Below are 20298 nucleotides of genomic sequence, written 5' to 3' on the forward strand. Positions count from 1 at the left end.
GGCGCGCGACACCTGAAACGCGTCGCGCGCGCCCCCGACCCGCTCAACGAGCCGGAAACACCTTCACGCAATCACCCAGATCGAACATGAGCACCAGGCGCACACCCTCCAGCCTGGCGGCCACTGCCTCGACATCGCGCCAGCTATGGAATCCGTTCGCCTCGCCTACGGCTTCGGTCCATTCATCAGCACCCGCGCCGGCAGCAACGAGAAAGAACTCGTCCCGAAGTCGCTGCACCCCGAAACCCAGCCACTGCGCCGCATCGGGCAACCCCAAAGAAGATTTCAACCAGGCCATCGGTGTGACGTCACGCGCCGGGACATCGCTGCGCTTATCCAACTTTCCCTTATACATACCTTCCTCCAGCATAACCCCATGTCATGATAACGGGATAAGCGGACGGTTCGCCAGCCCTGCAGGTCAATACGGCGAGATTCCTGAATTTCTGTAATTCCGCGGGCCGAGGACGACGCGCAGGAACTGCGGAGATCGATAGACATGTTGCCCGAGGTCGCAACGACGGAAGCCGGCGGCAACAACGTCGGCCACTTCGCTCCGTCCTGGCCGCGCGGCGCGCACAGGCTCGAGCCCACCCGGATGACGGACTGTGCGGGGTAATGAGCGAATGCGGAAGCAGGCATGCTCGGGTCGCACCCGCCGAAGCCTGGAGCCCTGCACCGCGACAGTACGCGACGCGGCGAATTCGGATGCGACTGAAGCCCGAGATTATCCACCCGACATTTCCGGAGCACGTGCCGGCGAGAATGACAGGAGTGGGATCCATCCGTGTCCCCGGAACGGCCAACTCTCCATCGCGAGAATTTGTCTGGCGGATGCGGCGGCGAAGGTCATGAGCGGCGCCCGACGCACGGAACAGCCGCCCGCGAGCACCGCAAACCCTTCGCAGTCTGTCACGGCCGCTGGGAAAGCCCGGTTCAGGCCCGGCACAAGCAATCGGGCATTCCGCCGAAAATTGCCGGCAGGAGCGGCGCGCAGCCCTCACTCGTCGTGACGAACGACGCTTGAAACGGCTACCCGCCTAACCCCGGAAGCCGGAAAAGAAAAAGGCCAGTCAATCGACTGGCCTATCTCTTTGATTCCCTGCGGTATTTTGGCGCGCCCGGAGCGATTCGAACGCCCGACCCCTTGGTTCGTAGCCAAGTACTCTATCCAGCTGAGCTACGGGCGCGCTGCAGAGAGGCGAAACTATAGCACGTTTTTTACGTGTTGCAAGTGCTCGACAATTACTCACACTTGGCGGAGAGAGAGGGATTCGAACCCTCGATACAGGTTTTGGCCCGTATGCTCCCTTAGCAGGGGAGTGCCTTCGACCTCTCGGCCATCTCTCCGGTACTGCAAAGCGCGCGAATCATACCGGGAAGCGCATGCCCGGTCAAACCGAATCGCGCATCATTCCGTCGTCCTACTGCCCGACCTGGTCGAGTTCGAAAGCGCGATGCAGAACGCGGACTGCAAGTTCCAGATACTTTTCGTCGATCACCACCGATACCTTTATTTCGGAAGTGGAAATCATCTGGATATTGATGCCCTCCTCGGCCAGCGTACGGAACATCTTGCTCGCGACGCCCGGATGGGAGCGCATACCCACGCCCACCGCCGACACCTTGCAGATCTTGTTGTCACCCCTGATTTCGCGCGCGCCGATGTGCTGGCGCACGCTTTCGAGGATTTCCATCGCCTTGTTGAACTCGCCGCGATTCACCGTAAACGAGAAGTCCGTGGTGCCGTCATGGCCGACGTTCTGGATGATCATGTCCACATCAATATTTGCGTCAGCGATCGGCCCAAGGATCTGATAGGCGATACCGGGGCGATCGGGCACGCCCAGCACGGTCAGCTTTGCCTCATCGCGGTTGAACGCGATGCCGGAAATGATGGGTTGTTCCATATTGACGTCTTCCTCGACAGTAATCAGCGTGCCAGGGCCTTCGTGGCCTTCATCCTCGAAACTCGACAGCACGCGCAGCTTGACCTTGTACTTGCCCGCGAACTCGACCGAACGTATCTGCAGGACCTTGGATCCCAGGCTGGCCATCTCGAGCATTTCCTCGAAGGTGATGCGGTCCAGCCGCCGGGCCTCCGGCACGATGCGCGGGTCGGTGGTGTACACACCGTCCACATCGGTGAATATCTGGCATTCGTCCGCGCGCAATGCCGCTGCAAGCGCGACACCGGTGGTGTCAGAACCGCCGCGACCGAGAGTGGTGATATTGCCGTTCGCGTCCACGCCCTGGAAGCCGGCCACCACGACGACGCATCCCTCGTCGAGGTCGCGACGGATATTGTGTTCGTCGATCGCGAGAATTCGTGCCTTGGTGTAGGCGTCGTCAGTCAGTATGCGCACCTGGCTGCCGGTATAGCTGCGGGCTTTCAGTCCCAGGTCCTTCAGCGCCATCGACAGTAAGCCTATCGTGACCTGCTCACCGGTCGAGGCGATCACATCCAGTTCTCGTGGATCCGGGGCCGGCGAAATCTCCCTGGCCAGTCCGATCAGCCGGTTGGTCTCTCCACTCATGGCGGAGACGACGACAACCATCTTGTGCCCCTTGGCCACGTAACCGGCCACCCGGCGGGCGACGCTCTTGATGCGCTCGGTTTTGCCGACCGAGGTACCGCCGTATTTCTGGACGATGAGAGCCATCTGTACTTCCGGTCCGTTGTACGAAAACCGGCGATTGTAACCGATCCACCAGGAGCGACATCGTCGCACCCCCACCGCCCCACCCGAACACGATCGCAAACCGTGAACCGAAGGCCGGCGGTTCACGCAGCCCCTCCACCCGGTCGTCCCGCTCGCCGAAAGCGGCCTGGACGGACGCCGTCACCCACCGCAAACAGGGCCGTTGCGCAACGATCTGCACCAAAATCGAAGAATGCGAAACGATTTCTTTACACGAAGGTCCACACGGGGTCCGACGGACTTGCAAACATATGCAAAGCTGTTTGGCCGCTTACGCCATGATCATTTATACTGAATTTGGCCTATAATTTAAGTCATAGGTGTGGGAGCAGCAAGCACGCGAATCGGCTTTCAGCCGGATGCCAGATACCCACGGTGCCCGGCGCGGCTGGTTCGATGTTCAACTTATATCAAGGCAAGGACAACGAGCATGAAGGCAACCGACAACATCGACGCACGTGAAATTCGCAAGAAGCTGGGTATGAACCAGTCGCAGTTCTGGTCCCGTCTGGGCGTGACCCAGAGTGGCGGCTCCCGCTACGAAAGTGGCCGCAACATGCCCAAGCCGGTTCAGGCCCTGCTCCGCCTGGTTCATGTCGAGCAGATCGACATCAACAAGATCCGTCGCGAAGACGTGGAAGTGGTCGAGTACCTGCGTGCAACCGATCCCGACACCTTCAAGCGCCTGAAGAAGGAAGCCCGCGCCTATCGCAAGGCCGGCTGATCGGTTCCCGGACTGGAAAAGGGAAGGCTTCGCCTTCCTTTTTTTACGTGCCGCTTGCGTGCGGCCCCTACCAGCGACCCGGCTGCGGGTCCACGATGTCCACCATTCCTTCCCCTTCACCCACGATACGCAGCTCGGGGCGATACATGTCCTCGACAAAGGTTCCGGGCACCGTGAAACGTCCGGGCGTGACGACTCTCACCATATAGATGACGTTCAACGGCGCGCTGTCCAGCCTGAGAGCGGCAACATAGCGGTCATCCCGATACTCGCGGTGTTTCACACGGTGATCGGTGAGGGTATCCATTACGCGCAGCGACCCGCCCTTCGGGAGCTGAAGCGCGAATTCGGAAGCCTGGGATCCCTGCGTCAGGTTCTGGTTCTCGATCTCCAGACCGGCGGGCAGGCGATCGACCAGCAACGCGTCGTCCGTGCGCCGCGCCGGACGCACCTCCACCCGCACCAGCATCAGATCGCCTACCTTGAGCACACGTCCGTTCCACGGTCTGCCGTCGGCTTCGAAAAGCGTGCGCTGCGCGGAGCCCAGCGAGCCCTCCACCGGCGGCGCCTGACGCGGATAGCCGGCCGCCTCGACTTCGACGTAAAGGGGTGCATCGCCGATATTGGCGAGCGCTACGCCCTTGCGGGCTGAGTGTGCGTCCACCGGCAGCATCGCCGCCTTTTCGCCGCGAACCGTTTCTCCGCCCTCAATGGCCAGCCTCCACGGCTTGCTGGTGCCTGTGCCGGCCGCGCGGCCGGCCATCACCAGTGCGATCTGTTCCTGCGTCGACAGCCAGCGGCGACCTGCTGCGTCGCCGGAAAGTTCGAACAGCAGATTGGCGGCGCGATCCAGCTTCACCTCGTGACGCGCGAGCAGCGCGTAAAGCATGGCGCGGTCGCGCAATGCGCTGCCATAGTCGCCCAGCCATTCGTATTCGGCATCGTTCCCGCGCAGCCCGTAGGGCTTGAGCAGCGCCTCGTCCAGCGCAATTCTTGAGCGCGCCTCATCCCCCATGAGCTTGAGTGCCAGGCCCAGGTGGGCAAGCGCCAGCGGCGACTTCGCGAGATGCCGGTGTTCGTCGTGCAACAGCCGCAGCGTGGCCAGCGGTGCCCGCTGTTCGCGCGCCAGCACATAGCCGATATGGGCCGCGTGCGCGAAACGCGCGTGTGCTCCGCGCAACAGCTCGCTCTCGCCCGGTTGACTGCCCGCCTGCGCCGGCAGCCGGGGCATCTGCGAAGGCGCGAGCTGGAACTCCTTCAACATCCAGTCGCCCATCCTTTTCTGCATCGTTTCCGGCACCGCGAAGCCGGCGGCTTTCGCGTCGATCAGGAAGCCGGCGACATAGGCGGTGATCCAGTGTTCGTACTCGCCACCTCCCCACAGTGTCATGCCTCCGGCCGCACCTTGCATGCCGGCCAGACGGCCTATGGCGCCTTCGACCAGCGCGGTGCGTTCGGCGCGCGAGTATTCCTTCAGCCCCAGTTCCCTGGCGTACGCCTCGTCGATGATGACGTGCGGCCAGGCCGAACTCACCGTCTGCTCGGCGCAGCCGTAGGGATAGCGCAACAAGCCGCGCACGTTGTCGCGTATGTCGAGCGGGGGGCTCGAGGATGCGCTCGCATTCAAGGTGGCCGAGGCGGGCCAGAAACGCTCCAGCAGTGCGCCATCGATGACGTGCCGCGCGCCCGGCTCCAGCTTGACCCGCACCGCCGAACGTTCGAGCGCGACCGGCGGCGTCACCTGCAGAGCCACCTCGCGTTCGATATGCAGGGGCTTGCCGCCACCGGTGGCATCGAGCCTCAGCCGGATGCGAGCCAGACCTTCGGCCTCGATCGCCTCGGCATCGAAGCGCAGCGTTTCGCGCTGCTTCGGCGCCAGCATCAGCGTGCGGCTGCCGTCGGCAATGCGAACCGGCGAATCGGCCGACAGCGCCAGCCGAATCTGCTGCGGCGCGTCGGTCAGATTGGTCACATCCAACGCAACCCGCGCCCGATCACCCGGCGCGATGAATCGCGGCGTAGCCAGTTCAGCCACGATGGGCGCGGCGACGACAAGTTCGCGTTGACCGTGACCGTAGCGTTCCGGCGTCGAGGCGACCGCCATCAGTCGCAGGCTGCCGTTGAAATCCGGCAGCGCCAGACTGATGGCCGCTTCTCCCTTTTCATCGAGCTTGACCGGGCCGGAGAACAGATCGACCAGTTTCACCTTCTTCGGCATGCCCTGCGTATCTCGCATGCCCGAATCGCCGCCCCACTTGAGCTTGCCGCGCGATCCATCCATCTTCTCGATCAGCCTGCCATAGATGTCCAGCAGATCGGCGGCATATCGCTGCTTGCCGAAGAAATAGGCGAACGGATCGGGTGTGGCGAACTTCGTGATGTTCAGGATGCCCTCATCCACCGCCGACAGCGTGACCCAGGCAGCCTGCCCGCCAGTGCCCTCGACCCGGACCTTCACCGTGGCCGTCGTTTCCGGCTCGACCTTGGCAGGCGCATCAAGTGCCACCTTGAGCCTGCGCTCGTCGCGCGCAAGCGGAATATGGGCCAGGCCGAGCGCACGTGCCGGCGTAACGCGGTTGCCTTCGCTGCCCGGGCGGAAAGCGACCACAGACAGATAGAGATCGTGGCGGTTCCAGTCCTTGTCCAGCGGCACATGGACATCGGTGCCGGAAGCGCTCACCCTTACCCGCCACGCCCACAGCACGCGGTCGCCCTCCACCAGCACGAGCGCCTCGCCATCGTGCGGCGGCGTAACGGTGGCCTTCAGCGTGTCGCCGGCCTTGTATGGCGCACCGTCCAGCTTGACCTGCACGCGGTCGGGCCGGTTGCCCAAGGCCTCGTCATCCTGCGCGCCCCACCCCGCATAGAAGCGATAGCGCAGGGTAAGCCTGGTTTGCGGATCGTCGATTTCCAGCCGGTAACGGCCCCAGCCGACCGGAAAACCCACCTTCGCCTGCGCCGTCAGTGCGACGGCGCGGCTGTCGACCAGCTCATCGCTCTCGCTGAAGCCGGAATGCCAGCCGCGCTGGTCGTCGAAGCGCCAGTAGTACTGACGCTCCTCGCGGAACAGCCGCACGTTGGCATGCGCGATCGGGGCGAAACCGCCATCCGGCACGAAGCGGCCGATTTCGAACTCGGCCAGCGAGGATTCGCGAGCGACGTCGCGCTCGAACAGCGGGCGCACCGCGATGAGCGCGGGTGCCGGCCACCAGGCGCGCTCGACTGAACGCACCACCGGGCGACCGCCGCTTTCCAGCAAACTGAGTGCCACGCGCAGCGACAGAGGCGAGCGCGCGGCAGCGGAGTCATATGGAACTTCCAGCCGGGCCGTACCGCGCTCGTCGAGTGCGCGCTCTTCCAGTTCGCGCCGTCCTTTCAGCGCGTCATCGGCGAAGTCGCCGAAAATGAAACCAGGCTTCTTCTGCGGCAATGCAAAGCGCATGCGCTCGGTCGCCAGCGCACCAAGCAGGCGGTTGCCGGCGGCCGGTGCGCCGAACAGATAATCGCCCTGCACATCGATATCGAATGGTGCGCCGTCGGTGAGCACGCGTTCGTCGGCGCGCAGTTCCAGCTTCATGCGTTCCGGCATGAACTCTTCCACCTTGAAGCGCATCTGCGCATCCGGTTTCTTCGCAGCCGGATCGGTGCGAAGTTCCAGCATCCAGTTGCCGGTCTGCGCGTCAGGCGGGAGGGTGATGGCCTGCCGGTAATAGCCGGGCTGCTCGCCCGAAGTCCTCCACACCCGCTGACTCACGATGCGACCGTCGGCGCGCTTGATCACCGCCGTCAGCGGCAGTTCATCCATGGTGCGGCCATCGGCGTCGCGCGCAAGTATCGATACGTCGAATGACTCGCCCGGCCGGTACAGATCGCGGCCGCTCCACACGAACAGCCGGGTCTGCGCCGGCAGCAGACCGGCGGTATCGAATTCGGACAGGTCAAGAGCAGCCTCGGCCAGCGACACCACGGACATTTCACGTCCATGGCGGGCTATGAGCAGTCGTGCATTGGCCGGCACCGAACCCAGGCTGGCACGACCGTCGCCATCGGCCGCGACGGAGCCGACGCGCCGGCCCTCGCCATCCAGCAGTTCCAGCTCGACACCGTCGAGCGCACGGCCGGATTTCAGCGACGTGGTGAAGGCGTCGATGCGGCTTCCGTTGCGGTGCAGATGCAGACCGATGTCGCTGACGTAGAAGTAGGTGGTCTGATAGTCGCCGGAAAAACTCCCGGGAGCACGCATCACCGCAACATAGACGCCGGGCTCCCGCAGTTCCTTGATGCGTTCGACCGGCAGGAAGCTCACATGCCGGCGGTCCTTCCCGTCGTCGGTCAGGAAACGGCCGATATAGACGCTCTTCGACAGGTCCTTCAGCCGATCCAGATACCAGCCTGAAGTACGACCGCGCAGATCCATGCCATCATCGCCGTAGTACGCGTCCTCATCGTAGGAGCCGGCCTGGTCGGCTTCCGCCGGGTCAGCGCGGCGTATTCCATACACCTTGTCGAGGAAGGCCGGCAGTTGGGCCGGTTCGACGCGCAGGAACTCCACGTCGACTTCCGGCGTATTGACGGTCACCACCGGCAGCCCGCCATTCTGGCCGGCCGGCAGTACGGTGCCGCGGCTGGCAAAGAAATGGGCCGGAGGCATGTCCTCAACGAGGGTTTCGCACCGATGGACGGCCCCGAGCGTGTCGCCGCCGCGCGCGGCCACGCCCGCCGCCACCTCGATGCGATAGCGGCGTTTGGGCAACACGCCGGAAAAGAAGGCAAGGCGCGGGTTGTCGCCGAGCACCCAGGATCCGGCCACCTTGTCGGCCGCGTCGCGTCCGGCATCGGCCTCGCCCAGATCGGTCACCTGCATCAGTTCCGACAGGGACTGGCGCGGAGCCAGCGGCCGACTGAACGTGACCGCGAGCGCAGGACCGCCATCGCGGCTGCGCGCGCTGCACCCCTGCACCGAAAATGGCAAGGACGGATCGTCCCCCACCGCGAGCATCCCGGCCACACCCTGTTCGCGAGCGGACTGCCACCACGCCGCGGCCGCCGCCAGCGCAAGCATGAGCGCCACCGCCCAGGCAACCACCGATCTGTTCGCCATCGAACACCGCCCGTTTGTCATGACCGGGCGGATTATCCTCGCATCCGATGCGCACGGGCATGTCGGGCACCCCGTCGCGGGTGACGTGAATCATCGTGCGCCCCCGCCCGTGGACGCCCCGTGCGCGCAACGCTATGCTGCGCGCCCCGACGAATCAATCACTTGCACCATGTTCCCGCTTCATATCCACATGCCTGGACGGGAAGCCTCTGCTTCCGCCCTGCGCACCACGCTGAGCGATGCGCTGGAACGGCTGTACGCCCGGGACACTGCGCTGCCCGCACACAGGCTTGCTTCCCTGCTCGTGACGGACGAGACGGCGACCGAAGGGGAAGCGGCCGGACGGTCTCCGTTGCAGCGCACGGATACTGCGGACGGCTACAGGCTGACACTGTCCGCGCGATTCGCCGAACAGGCGCTCGCCGGCGACCCCGAACAAGTGCTCGAACTGGTGCATCTGCTGCACCGGGAACTGTGGCGTGGTGAACTGGCACAAGAGCATGCGCCCAAGCGCGCAGACGAGGATGCGCTGATGGCGCAGTTCTCTCCCATCGTCGATCTGATGTTCGACGAATATCGCGCGAATCGCGCGAGCGCGTGGTCGCTTCCCGGACGTTCGGACCTCCTGCTGCCGCACTTGATGGGCTTGTTGCAGGAACTGCCCGCGGCCTGCGACCGGGCGCGCGCGGATTATCAGCTCGACGGCGATCTGGATGCCTTGACCGGACTTTCCATGGCGCGGCTCGCCCTGCTGATGCAGAGCGTCGCCTTCAGCCTGGGCTATCTCGCGGGCCTGGGGCGTACCGTGGCGGACATCGCCCCGGAATTGAAGGACGCTCTGGACAACGCCTTCATCGCCCGCGAATGGCCGCGCATTTCCGCCTTGCTCGCCGGCGCCGCGAACAGCCGGAACGAGGATCGGGCCGTGCAGCTCGACCTGCTGCGCATCCGGGTCATGGCGATATTCGAAGGCATGGGACTGCGCATGCGGGTCGATGGCAGCGGCCTCCGGGTGGACGTATCGGCCGCGAGCACCGGCGCGCTCGAGGCGGCCGCTGCCCGTCTGACTGCAGGCGAAGGGCAGGCGTGATGCCCGGACGAGCGGCCGCCCAGTCATGCCCTCGTCCTGCCGCGGTGGATCATCGAGGACCATTGTCCCCTGACATGAAAACGTCAAGCTGTCATCAAGCGACTGCAACCGACACCGCACATGCTTCGCGCCCAGCAAGGGAATGAATCACGAAAGACAGGACCTTTGCCAAAAGACACAACTCTGCCGAGGTCTTGAACACCATGTCTCCACGCACCACCGGCCATGACGCCGCCAACGATTCCGGTTTTTCCTCCCCCTCGCAGCCGATCGAAGCGCATGCAGCCCCGGTCCGGTCACGCGTCGACTTCGTGATTGCCACCCTGCAGGAGGAACTGGCCGAAGCATGGGAGCTGGTTGCGCGGTGCTACGCGTGGCGCGGCTACGATGCACCGATGACGGCGGAAGCGGCTGCGGGCGAAACAACGCTGCTGGCGCGCATCGATGGTCGCGTGGTCGGCACCCTCACCGTTCGCAGCGGAACCCGTCTGCGCCTGCAGGCGGAAACCGCCTACTCCGAGCACGTCGAAGCGCTGCGCGCTTCCGGGCGGCGCCTGGTGGAGTACACGCGTTTCGCGATCGACCGTGAGCAGCCGGTGCCCGACAACCTGCCGTCGGAACTGATGCGTCGCGCCCTGTTGCTCGCCCACATATCGCTCGCGGCCACTGATTGCGTGATCGAAGTGAATCCGCGCCATGCCCGTTACTACCGCCGGGAATTCGGTTTCCGGGAATTCGGTCCGGAAACGCGCTGCCCGCGGGTGGGCGCACCCGCGAAGTTGCTGCACGTGAATCTGGCGGAACCTCTTGCCCGGCTGAATACGGACAATCGACCGTCGCTGCATTAGTCGGCAAGGACGGCAGCGCGGAGGCGGAGAGCGTCGGCAAGCCGCCGCCAGGCGGCGAGGCGGTTCAGCTCCGCGTTCCTGCCGCCAGCATCTGCTCGGGCGCCACCGCGGCACCCTGCACGCCGCGCATGCCCAGTTCGTACAGAGCCTGAAGGTCTGACAGCGATTCGACCGCAATCGCCACCGGCGTGATGGACAGCGCGGATGCGATGCCCGCCAGCGAGCGGACGTAGGCGCCGGAATCGGGATTGAGCAGTGCCTCGCGCGTCAGCGTGAGCGAAAACTTGACGTGACCCGGCCGCACGCGTCGCAGCAGCGTGAGCGCATTCGCATGCAGACCGAAGTGCTTGATGCCCAGCACCAGCCCGCGGGCATGCGCTTGCTGGGCCAGGGTTTCGGCCGCCTCGACATCCGACAGCAGGACCGCTTCCGGGAATTCGAGCACGACTGTCCCGCCGCGCGCATCCTGGCGGTAGCCCGCTATCCAGCGCCGTATGCCCTCATCGCCCAGGGCGGCCGCGCCAAGATTGATCACGGTCGCCATGCGATCCCGCTGCTGACGCATGACATCGAGCGCGCGCACCAGACAGGCGCTGTCCAGCGCAGCGGCCACTCTCGCCTCGCCGGCGTAACTCATGTACTCGGCAGCGCGTATGAGGCGGCCTCCACCATCGAGTGCCGCCCGCAATTCCCGGTGCAGTGGCGCACCGACGCAGGCTACGCCATCGTTCAGCGACAGTGCGTGCGTGGTCTGTGCGGCAAACACGATGCGTCCCGCGCCGATCAGCTCGCGCACCTGGTTGCGCAAGGTGCCCGCGCCCGCTTCCTGCGCGCGCGCATGTTCGAACACCGGCTCGCTGCCCGCTTCGACGCGCCAGCCGTGCAAGGCGCGATCGGCGGCGGCCAGCCAGCGGCCGACATCGGCATTCGCTTCGCCCGCGCAGTCCGCGGCGCCGATGCGCCAGGCCTGGGCCTGACCGGCGCCCGCTGCCGATGCGAGCCCGTTCAGGCGTGCCAGCAAGGCAGTCAGCGTCGATCGTGCATGGTCGATGTCGCGGTCGAGCAACATCGCGAAACACGAGCCTTCGACCCGGCCGCACAGCGCACTGCCCTCGATCTGGCGCATGAAGGCAGTGGATTCAACCAGCAGATCGTCGACCGCCTCCCGTCCGTACAGATGGTTCAGATCCTCCAGCCCCTCTACCCGCAACAAGGCGAGCCAGCCATCGCTGCGCCCGGCCTCGATGCGCGCCTCGAGCGCAGCCCGGAAACCGCGCCGATTGGCCAGGCCGGTCAGTTCATCGACCAGCGCGAGATCGCGGAATCGCGCGGCACGCGTCGCTTCCCCTTCGAGCGCCTGCGCCAGCGACTCGAGCATGCGGTTGAACGCCGATACCAGAGGCTGCAGTTCGCGCGGCATGCGATGCTCATCGATCGGCCGGAACTTGCGCGATGCGGCGGCCACCGCCGAGCGCTGGACGCGCTTGAGCGGCCGCAGTCCCCAGCGCAGCGCCAGCATGCCCAGAACGCTGGCTGCCGCCAGCCCCCCGCCCATCCACAACAAGAGCGTTTCGGCAACCGCCCACAGCTGGAGCTGAGCCCAGTGCGGATGAGGTTCCACGGTAACGCTGCCGGCAATGCGCCAGCCGTGCAGGATGTCCGAGGTCTGGGCACCGGCAGCCAGCGGCAGCAGGTCGGCGAACCACTGCGGTGCGCCACCCGGCAAGCGTGCAGCCGCCTGGCGCGACGCCACCACCCGGCCACGCGCATCGCGCACTTCTATCCGTCGCAGATAGCTCTGGTCGAACACCGGCTCGACCAGGCTTTCCGCGTTCTGCAGTGCCGGTTCGCCACCCGCGGTCAAGGCCACCGTCAGCGAAAGCGCAATGGACTGGGCCTGGCTCGCCATCTGCGCTTCCACCCGGTCGCGCGACACCCAGAGCGCGGTGGCGAGCGCAGCCGCGAAAGCAACCACACCCACGCCGATGAGCGCGGCCAGCAGGCGCACACGCAGGCTGTTCATTCCTTGACCTCCGCCCTCACCTTGTCCAGCAATTCGCGCCATTTGCGCAACTGTTGCGGCGATCCGAGCTCGCGATCCCCGCCGGTCTGCACCTTCCAGACGCGGTCGTCATTGAAGCTGTACACCGGCGTCAGATCGGGGCGTTCGCGTGCCGGGAGGAAGCGCTTCTCAAGATTGTCCAGCACCCAGGGCTCGGCATCGGGTTCGGGGTAATAGGCAAGCACCATGTGGTTTTCCAGTCGCCCCTGTCTGAGCAGCCGCACATAGGTGATGCGAAGCTTGTCGGCCGGCATGCCGAGCTCGCGCAAGGCGAAATACTTCGCCAGCGAATAGTCCTCGCAATCGCCGGCGGCAAGCGCGATGAATTCCGCCGGCGTCGCCCAGTAGTCCTCCGACTGCCAGAGCTGGGGATCGGTGACATAACGCGCGCGATTCATGATCTGGTTGATGCGCTCCACACGCTGCGCCTCATCGGCAATACGACCGGCCGCAGACAGCGCTTCCGCCAGTTCGACCATGCGTGGCCCTGCCTTGTCGCCGAACCGCGCGCTCATCCTCTGCTGCAGATCGGTGCGCGCCGCCAGCAGATAGCCCTGGTAATTGAATGCCGTGGCCTGTGCCATCGCGCAAAGCAATACCGCGCAGGCGAGGCCGGCTCGGTGAAATGCTCGATGAGGTCGATGCTGACGCGACATGGAAGGCAGGCACAGGGAATCTCCTGTTTAACGGCAGCGCACGGCGTCCGCTTGACCGTCCGCTCACCAGAACTGCCATTGCCCGGAATGAACCACCCACATGCCGAGCATGAAATTGGTCAGCGCATGGGACAGTATGGCCAGCCAGAGGCGACCGGTAAGCCGATACAGGCCTCCATAGGCCAGTCCGGCCACAATGCCGGCCGCCCATTGCCCGTGTTCGAAACCGAATACCACGGAGGCGATCAGCACGCTGCGCAGCGTGACGGAACGGGCTGCAACCGACAGGAAATCCGGCTTGTCCAGCCAGCGCTGGATGAAGGAACGCCAGAACAGCTCTTCCATCACCGGCACGACAACCGCGGCGCCGAAAATGCGCACCACCACCATGGGCAGAATGAGCATGCCCGCTTCGTCCAGCGGACGGTAGCCCGCGCCCGGCCCGAATGCGAAGGGCGGGAAGTCCAGCCAGATCCACAGCGCCCACACGGCGGCACCGAGCAGCAGTGCGACCACGATGCCGGCCGTGCCATGCAGCGGTCCGTCCGGCGCAACCTCGCGCAGTTCGACGTAATCGCGCCGGAAAACAATGAGCGCGATGACGACGCAGGCGATCTGTACCGCATACATCCAGCGCGCGTCGGTACCGAGCAGATCGGCCAGCGGCGCGCCGATCGCCAGGAACAGGATGTAGATCGCGAAAGGCAGCGCACGCGCAAGCACAGCGCGATTGAACAGGGAAGGCGATTGGGAAGTCATCGGGCCATCGGGGCTGTGCAAAAGCCCCGGATGATATCGCCACACGGTGACAGTCCGGCGGGTCGCAGATGAAGGCGTGACGATATCCTGATCACATGGCCGGCGACCAGACCGGCATCAGGCCTGGCGCATCGGCCGCCGCGCGCCACGGAGGGGCCGGTTCGCAACCGGGCATCCAGACCGGCTCGCCATCGATCACCATGATGGGTGCCCGCTCGCGCAACCAGCCGGGCAAGCCGATCTCCTGCGCGATCACTTTCACCCCGGTCCGGTGCCTGCCCGGCCCGCGCCGGATCCGGTCTCCGGCTTGCCGCGTGCGCAGTTCGACACGCGCGGCCCGCAGGCGGTCGGCGGCAAAGCCGCCCGGTACGGCGACGAAAGTCAGGCGTCCCGCCCATTCGATTCCGGATTCCAGCTCGTCTTCACACCGCACGACGTGCGGCGCCGGCGCGGGCCGGTCCGCTACCAGCCACAAAAGACCGCGATGGCAGAAACCCGCCATGCCGGCATGACGGACGGGGCATTCGGCCTCGGGCGTTGCCGTCATCAACTGGCGGCGCCACTCATCAAGCCATGCCTCGCCCGGCGCCTTGCGGGCACCGGCTATACGAATCAACCGCCGCAGAAGATTGCGCTGGCGAGCGGCATCCAGCGCCCGCAAACCTTCTATCGACCAGGCATGTCCCCATCCGGTCTCGACCTTCAGGGCTGTGGCATCGCTATCGGCCAGGCAATCAAGCAATGACTGCGCTTCAGCCAGCCGTCGCGCCGCGCCGGCCAGCGTCTGCGCAGCGCGCGGCCAGCGGGACGCGAGCCGGGGCATCACCGACTGACGCAGGTAATTGCGGGCGAAACGCACATCGGTGTTGGAACCATCCTCGATCCAGGACAGCCGCTCTCTGCACGCGATCTGCTCCAGTTCCGCCCGGGTCAGGCGCAACAGCGGCCGCAGGCGCGCCGGGGTGCCGGACGCAGCCGGCCTCCACTCGGGCATGCCGGCCAAGCCCATCAGACCGGCACCTCGCACCAGATTGTGCAACAGCGTTTCCGCCTGGTCGTTCGCGTGATGAGCGGTGACGATGGCGCGTGCCCCCGTTTGCAGGGCCTGCCGCTCCAGCACCCGGTAACGGGCATCGCGCGCCGCGCTCTCTATGCCATCGGGGCTGTCCGAGGCGACATCGACGCGATGCAGAAAGAACGGCAGATCGAGGGAGGCCGCCTGACGGGCGCAGTGAATGGCCCATGCCTCGGCCGCCGTCTGCAAGCCGTGATGAACGTGAGCGACCTGAAGCCGCCAGCGTGACGCGGACGCCAGAGCATGCAGCAACACGGTGGAATCGAGACCGCCGCTGAAGGCAATCAGCAGCGGCGCACCGTCCTCGACGTGCGCTGCAGTCGAGGCGGCGATGTCTGCATACATGTCAGGCGACCGCCTGCTCCTTGAACTTTCCATAGGCCATCACGCGCTCGAAACGGCGCTCGACCAACTGCGAGGGCGTAAGGTCCGCCAGTTGACGCAGCGATTCGGCGAGTGCGCGTTTCAGGGACGCAGCAATCGTCGTGTGATCGCGGTGCGCACCGCCCGCGGGTTCGCTCACCACCTTGTCGATCAGACCCAGCGTCTTCAACCTCGACGCGGTGATACCCATGATTTCGGCGGCATCCGCGGCCTTGTCGGCGCTTTTCCACAGAATGGATGCGCACCCTTCCGGTGAAATGACCGAGTAGGTCGAATACTGCAGCATCATCAGCGTGTCCGCGACGGCGATGGCCAACGCACCGCCGGAGCCGCCTTCACCGATGATGGTCGAAATGATGGGCACGCGCAGTTCAGCCATGGCATAAAGATTGTGACCGATCGCTTCGGACTGGCCCCGCTCTTCCGCATCGATGCCCGGATAGGCGCCCGGCGTATCGACAAAAGTGACCACCGGCATGGCGAACTTCTCTGCCAGCTTCATCAGACGCAAGGCCTTGCGGTAGCCTTCCGGACGGGGCATGCCGAAATTGCGAAGGATCTTTTCCTTGGTATCCCTGCCCTTCTGATGACCGATCACCATGCAGGGCTGCCCGTTGAAGCGGGCGATGCCGCCAACGATGGCGTGATCGTCGGCAAACGCGCGATCACCATGCAGTTCCTGGAAATCGGTGAACATGAGCCTGAGGTAATCCAGCGTGTAGGGACGCTGCGGATGACGGGCCACCTGCGCGATCTGCCACGGCGTCAGCTTGGCATAGATGTCCTTCGTCAGCGCCTGGCTCTTTGCCTCGAGCCGGGTAATCTCTTCCGATATGTCGACGGCCGAATCGTCCTGCACGAAACGCAGCTCTTCGATCTTGGCTTCGAGTTCGGCGATGGGCTGTTCGAAATCGAGAAAGGTGGTTTTCATCAAGCTGACCGGAAACAAGGGTGCGCAATTCTAGCGCGTCAGCCCGCCTGACACGATCGTATCGTGCGGATCGCCGCCGGAGGGCGGAAACAGAAAACACAAGGCCGGCGAATGCCGGCCTTGCTTACTTGATACGACGCAGATGGGGCTTGCTGGGCGGCCGTTCCGGTGTCGTGAGCACGCCCTGCTCGGGCTTTTCGGCGACCGGCGCTGCCGCCAGATCGGCACGGGGCGCGGACTGGCCCGGCGGGGTGACCTCGAATGCCATGCCATGACCGTTTTCGCGCGCATAGATGGCAGCGACGCAATCGACCGGAATGGTCAGCTCCTGCGCGACGCCGCCAAAACGGGCCGAGCAGGTGATCAGCTCATTACCCATCACGAGCTGGTGCACCGCCTCGCGGCCGATATTCAGGATGATCTGGCCGTCCTTCACATACTGGCGAGGCACACCTGCGCGGTCATCGACGACGACCGCGATATACGGTGTGAGACCCTGGTCCGCACACCAGTCGAACAGTGCGCGCAGCAGATAGGGCTTGGTGGAAACCGAACTCATGACGTCCATCAGGATAAGGGAAAAAGCCGTCGGGGAATCAGCGGCGCATCACCTTTTCGGACGGGGTGAGTGCATCGATGAATCCCTGCCGGGAGAAGATGCGCTCAGCGTACTTCATCAGCGGCGCTGCCGACTTCGGCAACTCGATGCCGTAGTGGTCAAGTCGCCATAGTAACGGAGCGATGGCCACATCGAGCATGGAAAATTCCTCGCCGAGCATGTACTTCTGCTTCGCGAAGATGGCGGTGAGCTCGGTCAGCCGGTCGCGCAGATGGGCGCGCGACTTGTCCGCCGTACGCGCATTCTTCTCGAGGGCGTCAATGTGCGAGAACAGCTCGCTCTCCACGGTGTGCAGCAACTGGCGGGCCCGGGCACGCATGATCGGATCCGGCGGCATCAGTTGCGGATGCGGAAAGCGCTCGTCGATGTACTCGTTGATGATGTTCGAGTCGTACAGAATGAGGTCGCGATCCACCAGAACCGGCACGCGGTTGTAGGGGTTGATGACAGCGATGTCTTCAGGTTTGTTATAGAGATCGACATCGATCACCTGGAAATCCATGCCCTTTTCGTAGAGCACTATCCGGCAACGATGGGAAAAGGGATCAGTTGTCCCCGAGTACAGATTCATCATGGTGGTGACACCCCAGGAGTACTCGGCATCCCTCACCACGCGTCGAACGCGCGATGAGGTCGCTTCGCGATGACCGAGAGCTTGCATGACTTTCGGGCGTGTAGGTTTAATGGACGTCTTTCCAGAACTCGCGCTTGAGCAGATAGCTCAGCACCAGCAGGACGGAAAGACCGAGGATGACGATGAGACCGGTCTGGCGGCGCTTTTCCGCTCCCGGCTCACCCATGTAAACCAGGTAGGCAACCAGGTCACCGACGAGCGAGTCATATTCAGCCTTGCTCAGTTTGCCAGGCTTGCTCAGTTCCAGCTCGATGATTTCCTTCTCGCCACCATGGCCGTCGGACACCTTGACGTGCCTTGCGGTCTGCTCGCCCTGCAGTTCGTACAGGACGTGCGGCATGCCCACGTTGGAGAACGCCACATTGTTCCAGCCGGTCGGACGGTTTTCGTCTCGGTAGAAGGTACGCAGATAAGTGTACAGCCAATCTGCACCGCTGCCATCGCCGGAAGCACGCGAGCGGGCAACCACCGTCAGGTCGGGCGGTGCCGCGCCGAACCATGCCTTGGCATCGTCACGCGTCATCGCCACCTTCATCGTCTCGCCCACCTTGTCGGCGGTAAAGAGCAGATTGTCCTTGATCTGGTCTTCCGTCAGACCGACATCCTTCAGGCGGTTGTAACGCATATAGGACGCCGAGTGGCAGTTCAGGCAGTAATTGACGAAAACCTGGGCACCACGCTGGATGGCCAGCGCGTCGCGGAATTTTTCCGAGGGCGCGCGATCGAGATGGACGGCCTCACCGGATGCGAAGGCCAGCACAGGCGCACAGAGCACACCCACAAGCAGTTTTTTGAGTTGTTTCATCATCGAGCTCTCAATGTCCGGTCACACGCGCAGGTTCGGGCTTGTACTTGTCGATCGCCGTGTACCAAGGCATCAGCAGGAAGAACAGGAAGTAGATGACCGTGCATACCTGGGATACCAGGGTGCCCATGGGGCTCGGCGCCTGCATGCCGAGATAGCCCAGGATCAGGAAGGCGATGATGAATATGGTGAGCGCGATCTTGAAGATCGGACCCTTGTAGCGGATGGACTTCACCGGCGAACGGTCGAGCCAGGGCAGCGCGAAGAAAATCATCACCGACAGGCCCATGAAGATGACGCCCCACAGCTTCGCGTCGATCCAGAAAAAGTTCACCGTATTGGCGCGCAGGATCGAATAGAACGGCGTGAAGTACCAGACCGGCGCGATATGCGGCGGGGTCTTCATCGGATCGGCCGGAATGAAGTTGTTGTACTCGAGGAAGTAGCCGCCGAATTCGGGCGCGAAGAACACCACAGCCGAGAAGCAGATCAGGAAAACCACGACGCCGACGATGTCCTTCACCGTGTAGTACGGATGGAAGGGAATCCCGTCCAGCGGAATGCCCGTGACCGGATCCTTGGTTTTCTTGATCTCCACACCATCCGGGTTGTTCGAGCCGACTTCATGCAGCGCGATGATGTGCGCCGCCACCAGCCCGATCAGCACCAGCGGCACCGCGATCACGTGGAACGAGAAGAAGCGGTTCAGCGTGGCGTCGCCGATCACGAAGTCACCGCGCAGCCAGGTCGACAGATCGTTGCCCACCAGCGGGATGGCCGAGAACAGGTTGATGATCACCTGGGCGCCCCAGTAGGACATCTGTCCCCACGGCAGCAGATAGCCCATGAAGGCTTCCGCCATCAGGCACAGGAAGATGAGACAGCCGAAGATCCATACCAGCTCGCGCGGCTTGCGGTAGGAACCGTAGAGCAGGCCGCGGAACATGTGCATGTACACGACGATGAAGAACGCCGATGCGCCGGTCGAGTGCATGTAGCGGATGAGCCAGCCCCACGGCACGTCGCGCATGATGTACTCGACGCTCGCGAACGCGACCGGCACGCCGGCTGCATTCAGCGACGCATCCGGCTTGAAGTGCATGACCAGGAAAATGCCGGTCACGATCTGGATCACCAGCACCAGCAGTGCCAGCGAGCCGAAGAAGTACCAGAAGTTGAAATTCTTCGGCGCGTAGTATTCCGCCAGATGCTCCTTCCAGAGCGTGGTGAGCGGGAAGCGCTCGTCAATCCAGCCGAGCAGGCCGGTGGTGGTGACAACCTTTTCGCCAGCCATCTCGATCAACCCTCCTTGGTATCCTGGCCAACCAGGATGCGCGTGTCAGACAGGAACATGTACGGCGGTACCTTCAGGTTGTCCGGGGCAGGCTTGGCCTTGAACACACGCCCCGAAAGGTCGAAGGTGGAGCCATGGCAGGGACACACGAAACCGGCGTCACCACCCAGTTGCGGATTGGAGCCCGACGCGAACGGACCGGACGGCGAACAGCCCAGGTGGGTACAGATGGCGACCACGACCAGAACATCCTTGTGGTCCTCGCGCGAGCGCAGGTCGTTGCGGGCATATTCCGGCGTGAATTCGGACGGATTGCGCTCGGAGTTCGGGTCGGCCAGCTTGTCCGCCATCTTGCCCAGGGCATCGATCTGCTCGGGCGTACGGCGCATGATCCATACCGGCTTGCCCTGCCATTCGACGGTAGTCATTTCACCCGGCGCAAGCTTGGAGATATCCACCTCGACCGGGGCGCCGGCTGCCTTGGCGCGCTCGGAAGGCGCAAGACTGGTCAGAAAAGGCACTGCCACCGCAACTCCGGCCACGCCACCCGCACAGGCCGTTGCCACAAGCAGACTGCGCCGGGCGCCGTCCGCTGTCCGTTCATTGCCACTCAT

General features: G+C 64.1%; 16 protein-coding genes and 2 tRNA genes. 3 read left to right on the forward strand and 15 right to left on the reverse strand.

Annotation, left to right across the window (positions count from 1 at the left end):
* Window positions 1-43: 43 nt before the first annotated feature.
* The 4 genes from A3Q7_RS0106350 to A3Q7_RS0106370 all read right to left on the reverse strand — a co-directional run bounded on the left by A3Q7_RS0106350 (window position 44) and on the right by A3Q7_RS0106370 (window position 2663).
* Window positions 44-370 (reverse strand): hypothetical protein, encoded by a 327-nt coding sequence (locus A3Q7_RS0106350; protein WP_018411022.1) that lies wholly within the window; start codon window positions 368-370, stop codon window positions 44-46.
* 743 nt (window positions 371-1113) lie between these two features.
* Window positions 1114-1190: transfer RNA gene (locus A3Q7_RS0106360), tRNA-Arg, on the reverse strand.
* Between the two features lie 66 nt (window positions 1191-1256).
* Window positions 1257-1350 (reverse strand) — tRNA-Ser (locus tag A3Q7_RS0106365).
* A gap of 74 nt (window positions 1351-1424) precedes the next feature.
* Window positions 1425-2663, reverse strand: coding sequence for an aspartate kinase (locus tag A3Q7_RS0106370; RefSeq protein ID WP_018411023.1), 1239 nt, complete (start codon window positions 2661-2663; stop codon window positions 1425-1427).
* Window positions 2664-3132: 469 nt separating this feature from the next.
* Between A3Q7_RS0106370 and A3Q7_RS0106375 the strand changes: the two genes are divergently transcribed.
* A complete protein-coding gene (locus tag A3Q7_RS0106375; RefSeq protein ID WP_018411024.1) occupies window positions 3133-3426 on the forward strand; it encodes a helix-turn-helix domain-containing protein in 294 nt (97 codons plus the stop codon).
* Window positions 3427-3493: 67 nt separating this feature from the next.
* Here the strand turns inward: A3Q7_RS0106375 and A3Q7_RS0106380 are convergent, their stop codons facing one another.
* Window positions 3494-8527 (reverse strand): alpha-2-macroglobulin family protein, encoded by a 5034-nt coding sequence (locus A3Q7_RS0106380; RefSeq protein WP_018411025.1) that lies wholly within the window; start codon window positions 8525-8527, stop codon window positions 3494-3496.
* A 169-nt stretch (window positions 8528-8696) separates the two neighbouring features.
* Here A3Q7_RS0106380 and A3Q7_RS0106385 point away from each other — a divergent pair, with 169 nt between their 5' ends.
* Both A3Q7_RS0106385 and A3Q7_RS0106390 read left to right on the forward strand, forming a co-directional pair.
* Complete coding sequence (locus A3Q7_RS0106385) at window positions 8697-9617, forward strand: hypothetical protein (RefSeq protein WP_157278116.1); 921 nt, start codon at window positions 8697-8699, stop codon at window positions 9615-9617.
* 203 nt (window positions 9618-9820) lie between these two features.
* The gene (locus tag A3Q7_RS0106390) at window positions 9821-10465 is read left to right on the forward strand and encodes an N-acyl amino acid synthase FeeM domain-containing protein (protein ID WP_040570830.1); all 645 of its coding nucleotides are present in this window, start codon (window positions 9821-9823) and stop codon (window positions 10463-10465) included.
* 64 nt (window positions 10466-10529) lie between these two features.
* On the opposite strand, the gene A3Q7_RS0106395 is transcribed toward A3Q7_RS0106390, so the two are convergent.
* The 10 genes from A3Q7_RS0106395 to petA form a co-directional block, all read right to left on the reverse strand.
* Window positions 10530-12488 (reverse strand): EAL domain-containing protein, encoded by a 1959-nt coding sequence (locus A3Q7_RS0106395; protein WP_018411028.1) that lies wholly within the window; start codon window positions 12486-12488, stop codon window positions 10530-10532.
* Complete coding sequence (locus tag A3Q7_RS0106400; RefSeq protein WP_018411029.1) at window positions 12485-13111, reverse strand: transglutaminase-like cysteine peptidase; 627 nt, start codon at window positions 13109-13111, stop codon at window positions 12485-12487. The genes A3Q7_RS0106395 and A3Q7_RS0106400 overlap by 4 nt, the downstream gene beginning before the upstream one ends.
* A gap of 135 nt (window positions 13112-13246) precedes the next feature.
* Window positions 13247-13942 carry a CAAX prenyl protease-related protein gene (locus A3Q7_RS0106405; RefSeq protein ID WP_018411030.1) on the reverse strand — a complete coding sequence of 232 codons (696 nt, stop codon included), beginning with the start codon at window positions 13940-13942 and terminating at the stop codon, window positions 13247-13249.
* A 91-nt stretch (window positions 13943-14033) separates the two neighbouring features.
* Window positions 14034-15362 carry a tRNA lysidine(34) synthetase TilS gene (gene tilS, locus A3Q7_RS0106410; RefSeq protein WP_018411031.1) on the reverse strand — a complete coding sequence of 443 codons (1329 nt, stop codon included), beginning with the start codon at window positions 15360-15362 and terminating at the stop codon, window positions 14034-14036.
* A 1-nt stretch (window position 15363) separates the two neighbouring features.
* Window positions 15364-16332, reverse strand: coding sequence for an acetyl-CoA carboxylase carboxyltransferase subunit alpha (locus A3Q7_RS0106415; RefSeq protein ID WP_018411032.1), 969 nt, complete (start codon window positions 16330-16332; stop codon window positions 15364-15366).
* A 124-nt stretch (window positions 16333-16456) separates the two neighbouring features.
* Window positions 16457-16900, reverse strand: a complete 444-nt coding sequence (locus tag A3Q7_RS0106420; RefSeq protein WP_018411033.1) for a ClpXP protease specificity-enhancing factor — start codon at window positions 16898-16900, stop codon at window positions 16457-16459.
* Between the two features lie 28 nt (window positions 16901-16928).
* Window positions 16929-17525 (reverse strand): glutathione S-transferase N-terminal domain-containing protein, encoded by a 597-nt coding sequence (locus A3Q7_RS0106425; RefSeq protein WP_026224564.1) that lies wholly within the window; start codon window positions 17523-17525, stop codon window positions 16929-16931.
* A 106-nt stretch (window positions 17526-17631) separates the two neighbouring features.
* Window positions 17632-18390: a cytochrome c1 gene (locus tag A3Q7_RS0106430; protein WP_026224565.1), complete on the reverse strand. Its 759-nt coding sequence runs from the start codon at window positions 18388-18390 to the stop codon at window positions 17632-17634.
* Window positions 18391-18400: 10 nt separating this feature from the next.
* Window positions 18401-19684: a cytochrome b gene (locus tag A3Q7_RS0106435; protein WP_026224566.1), complete on the reverse strand. Its 1284-nt coding sequence runs from the start codon at window positions 19682-19684 to the stop codon at window positions 18401-18403.
* Window positions 19685-19689: 5 nt separating this feature from the next.
* Complete coding sequence (gene petA, locus A3Q7_RS0106440; RefSeq protein WP_018411037.1) at window positions 19690-20298, reverse strand: ubiquinol-cytochrome c reductase iron-sulfur subunit; 609 nt, start codon at window positions 20296-20298, stop codon at window positions 19690-19692.

The sequence above is a fragment of the Methyloversatilis thermotolerans genome (genome assembly GCF_000372885.1).
Taxonomy (GTDB): Bacteria; Pseudomonadota; Gammaproteobacteria; order Burkholderiales; family Rhodocyclaceae; genus Methyloversatilis; species Methyloversatilis thermotolerans.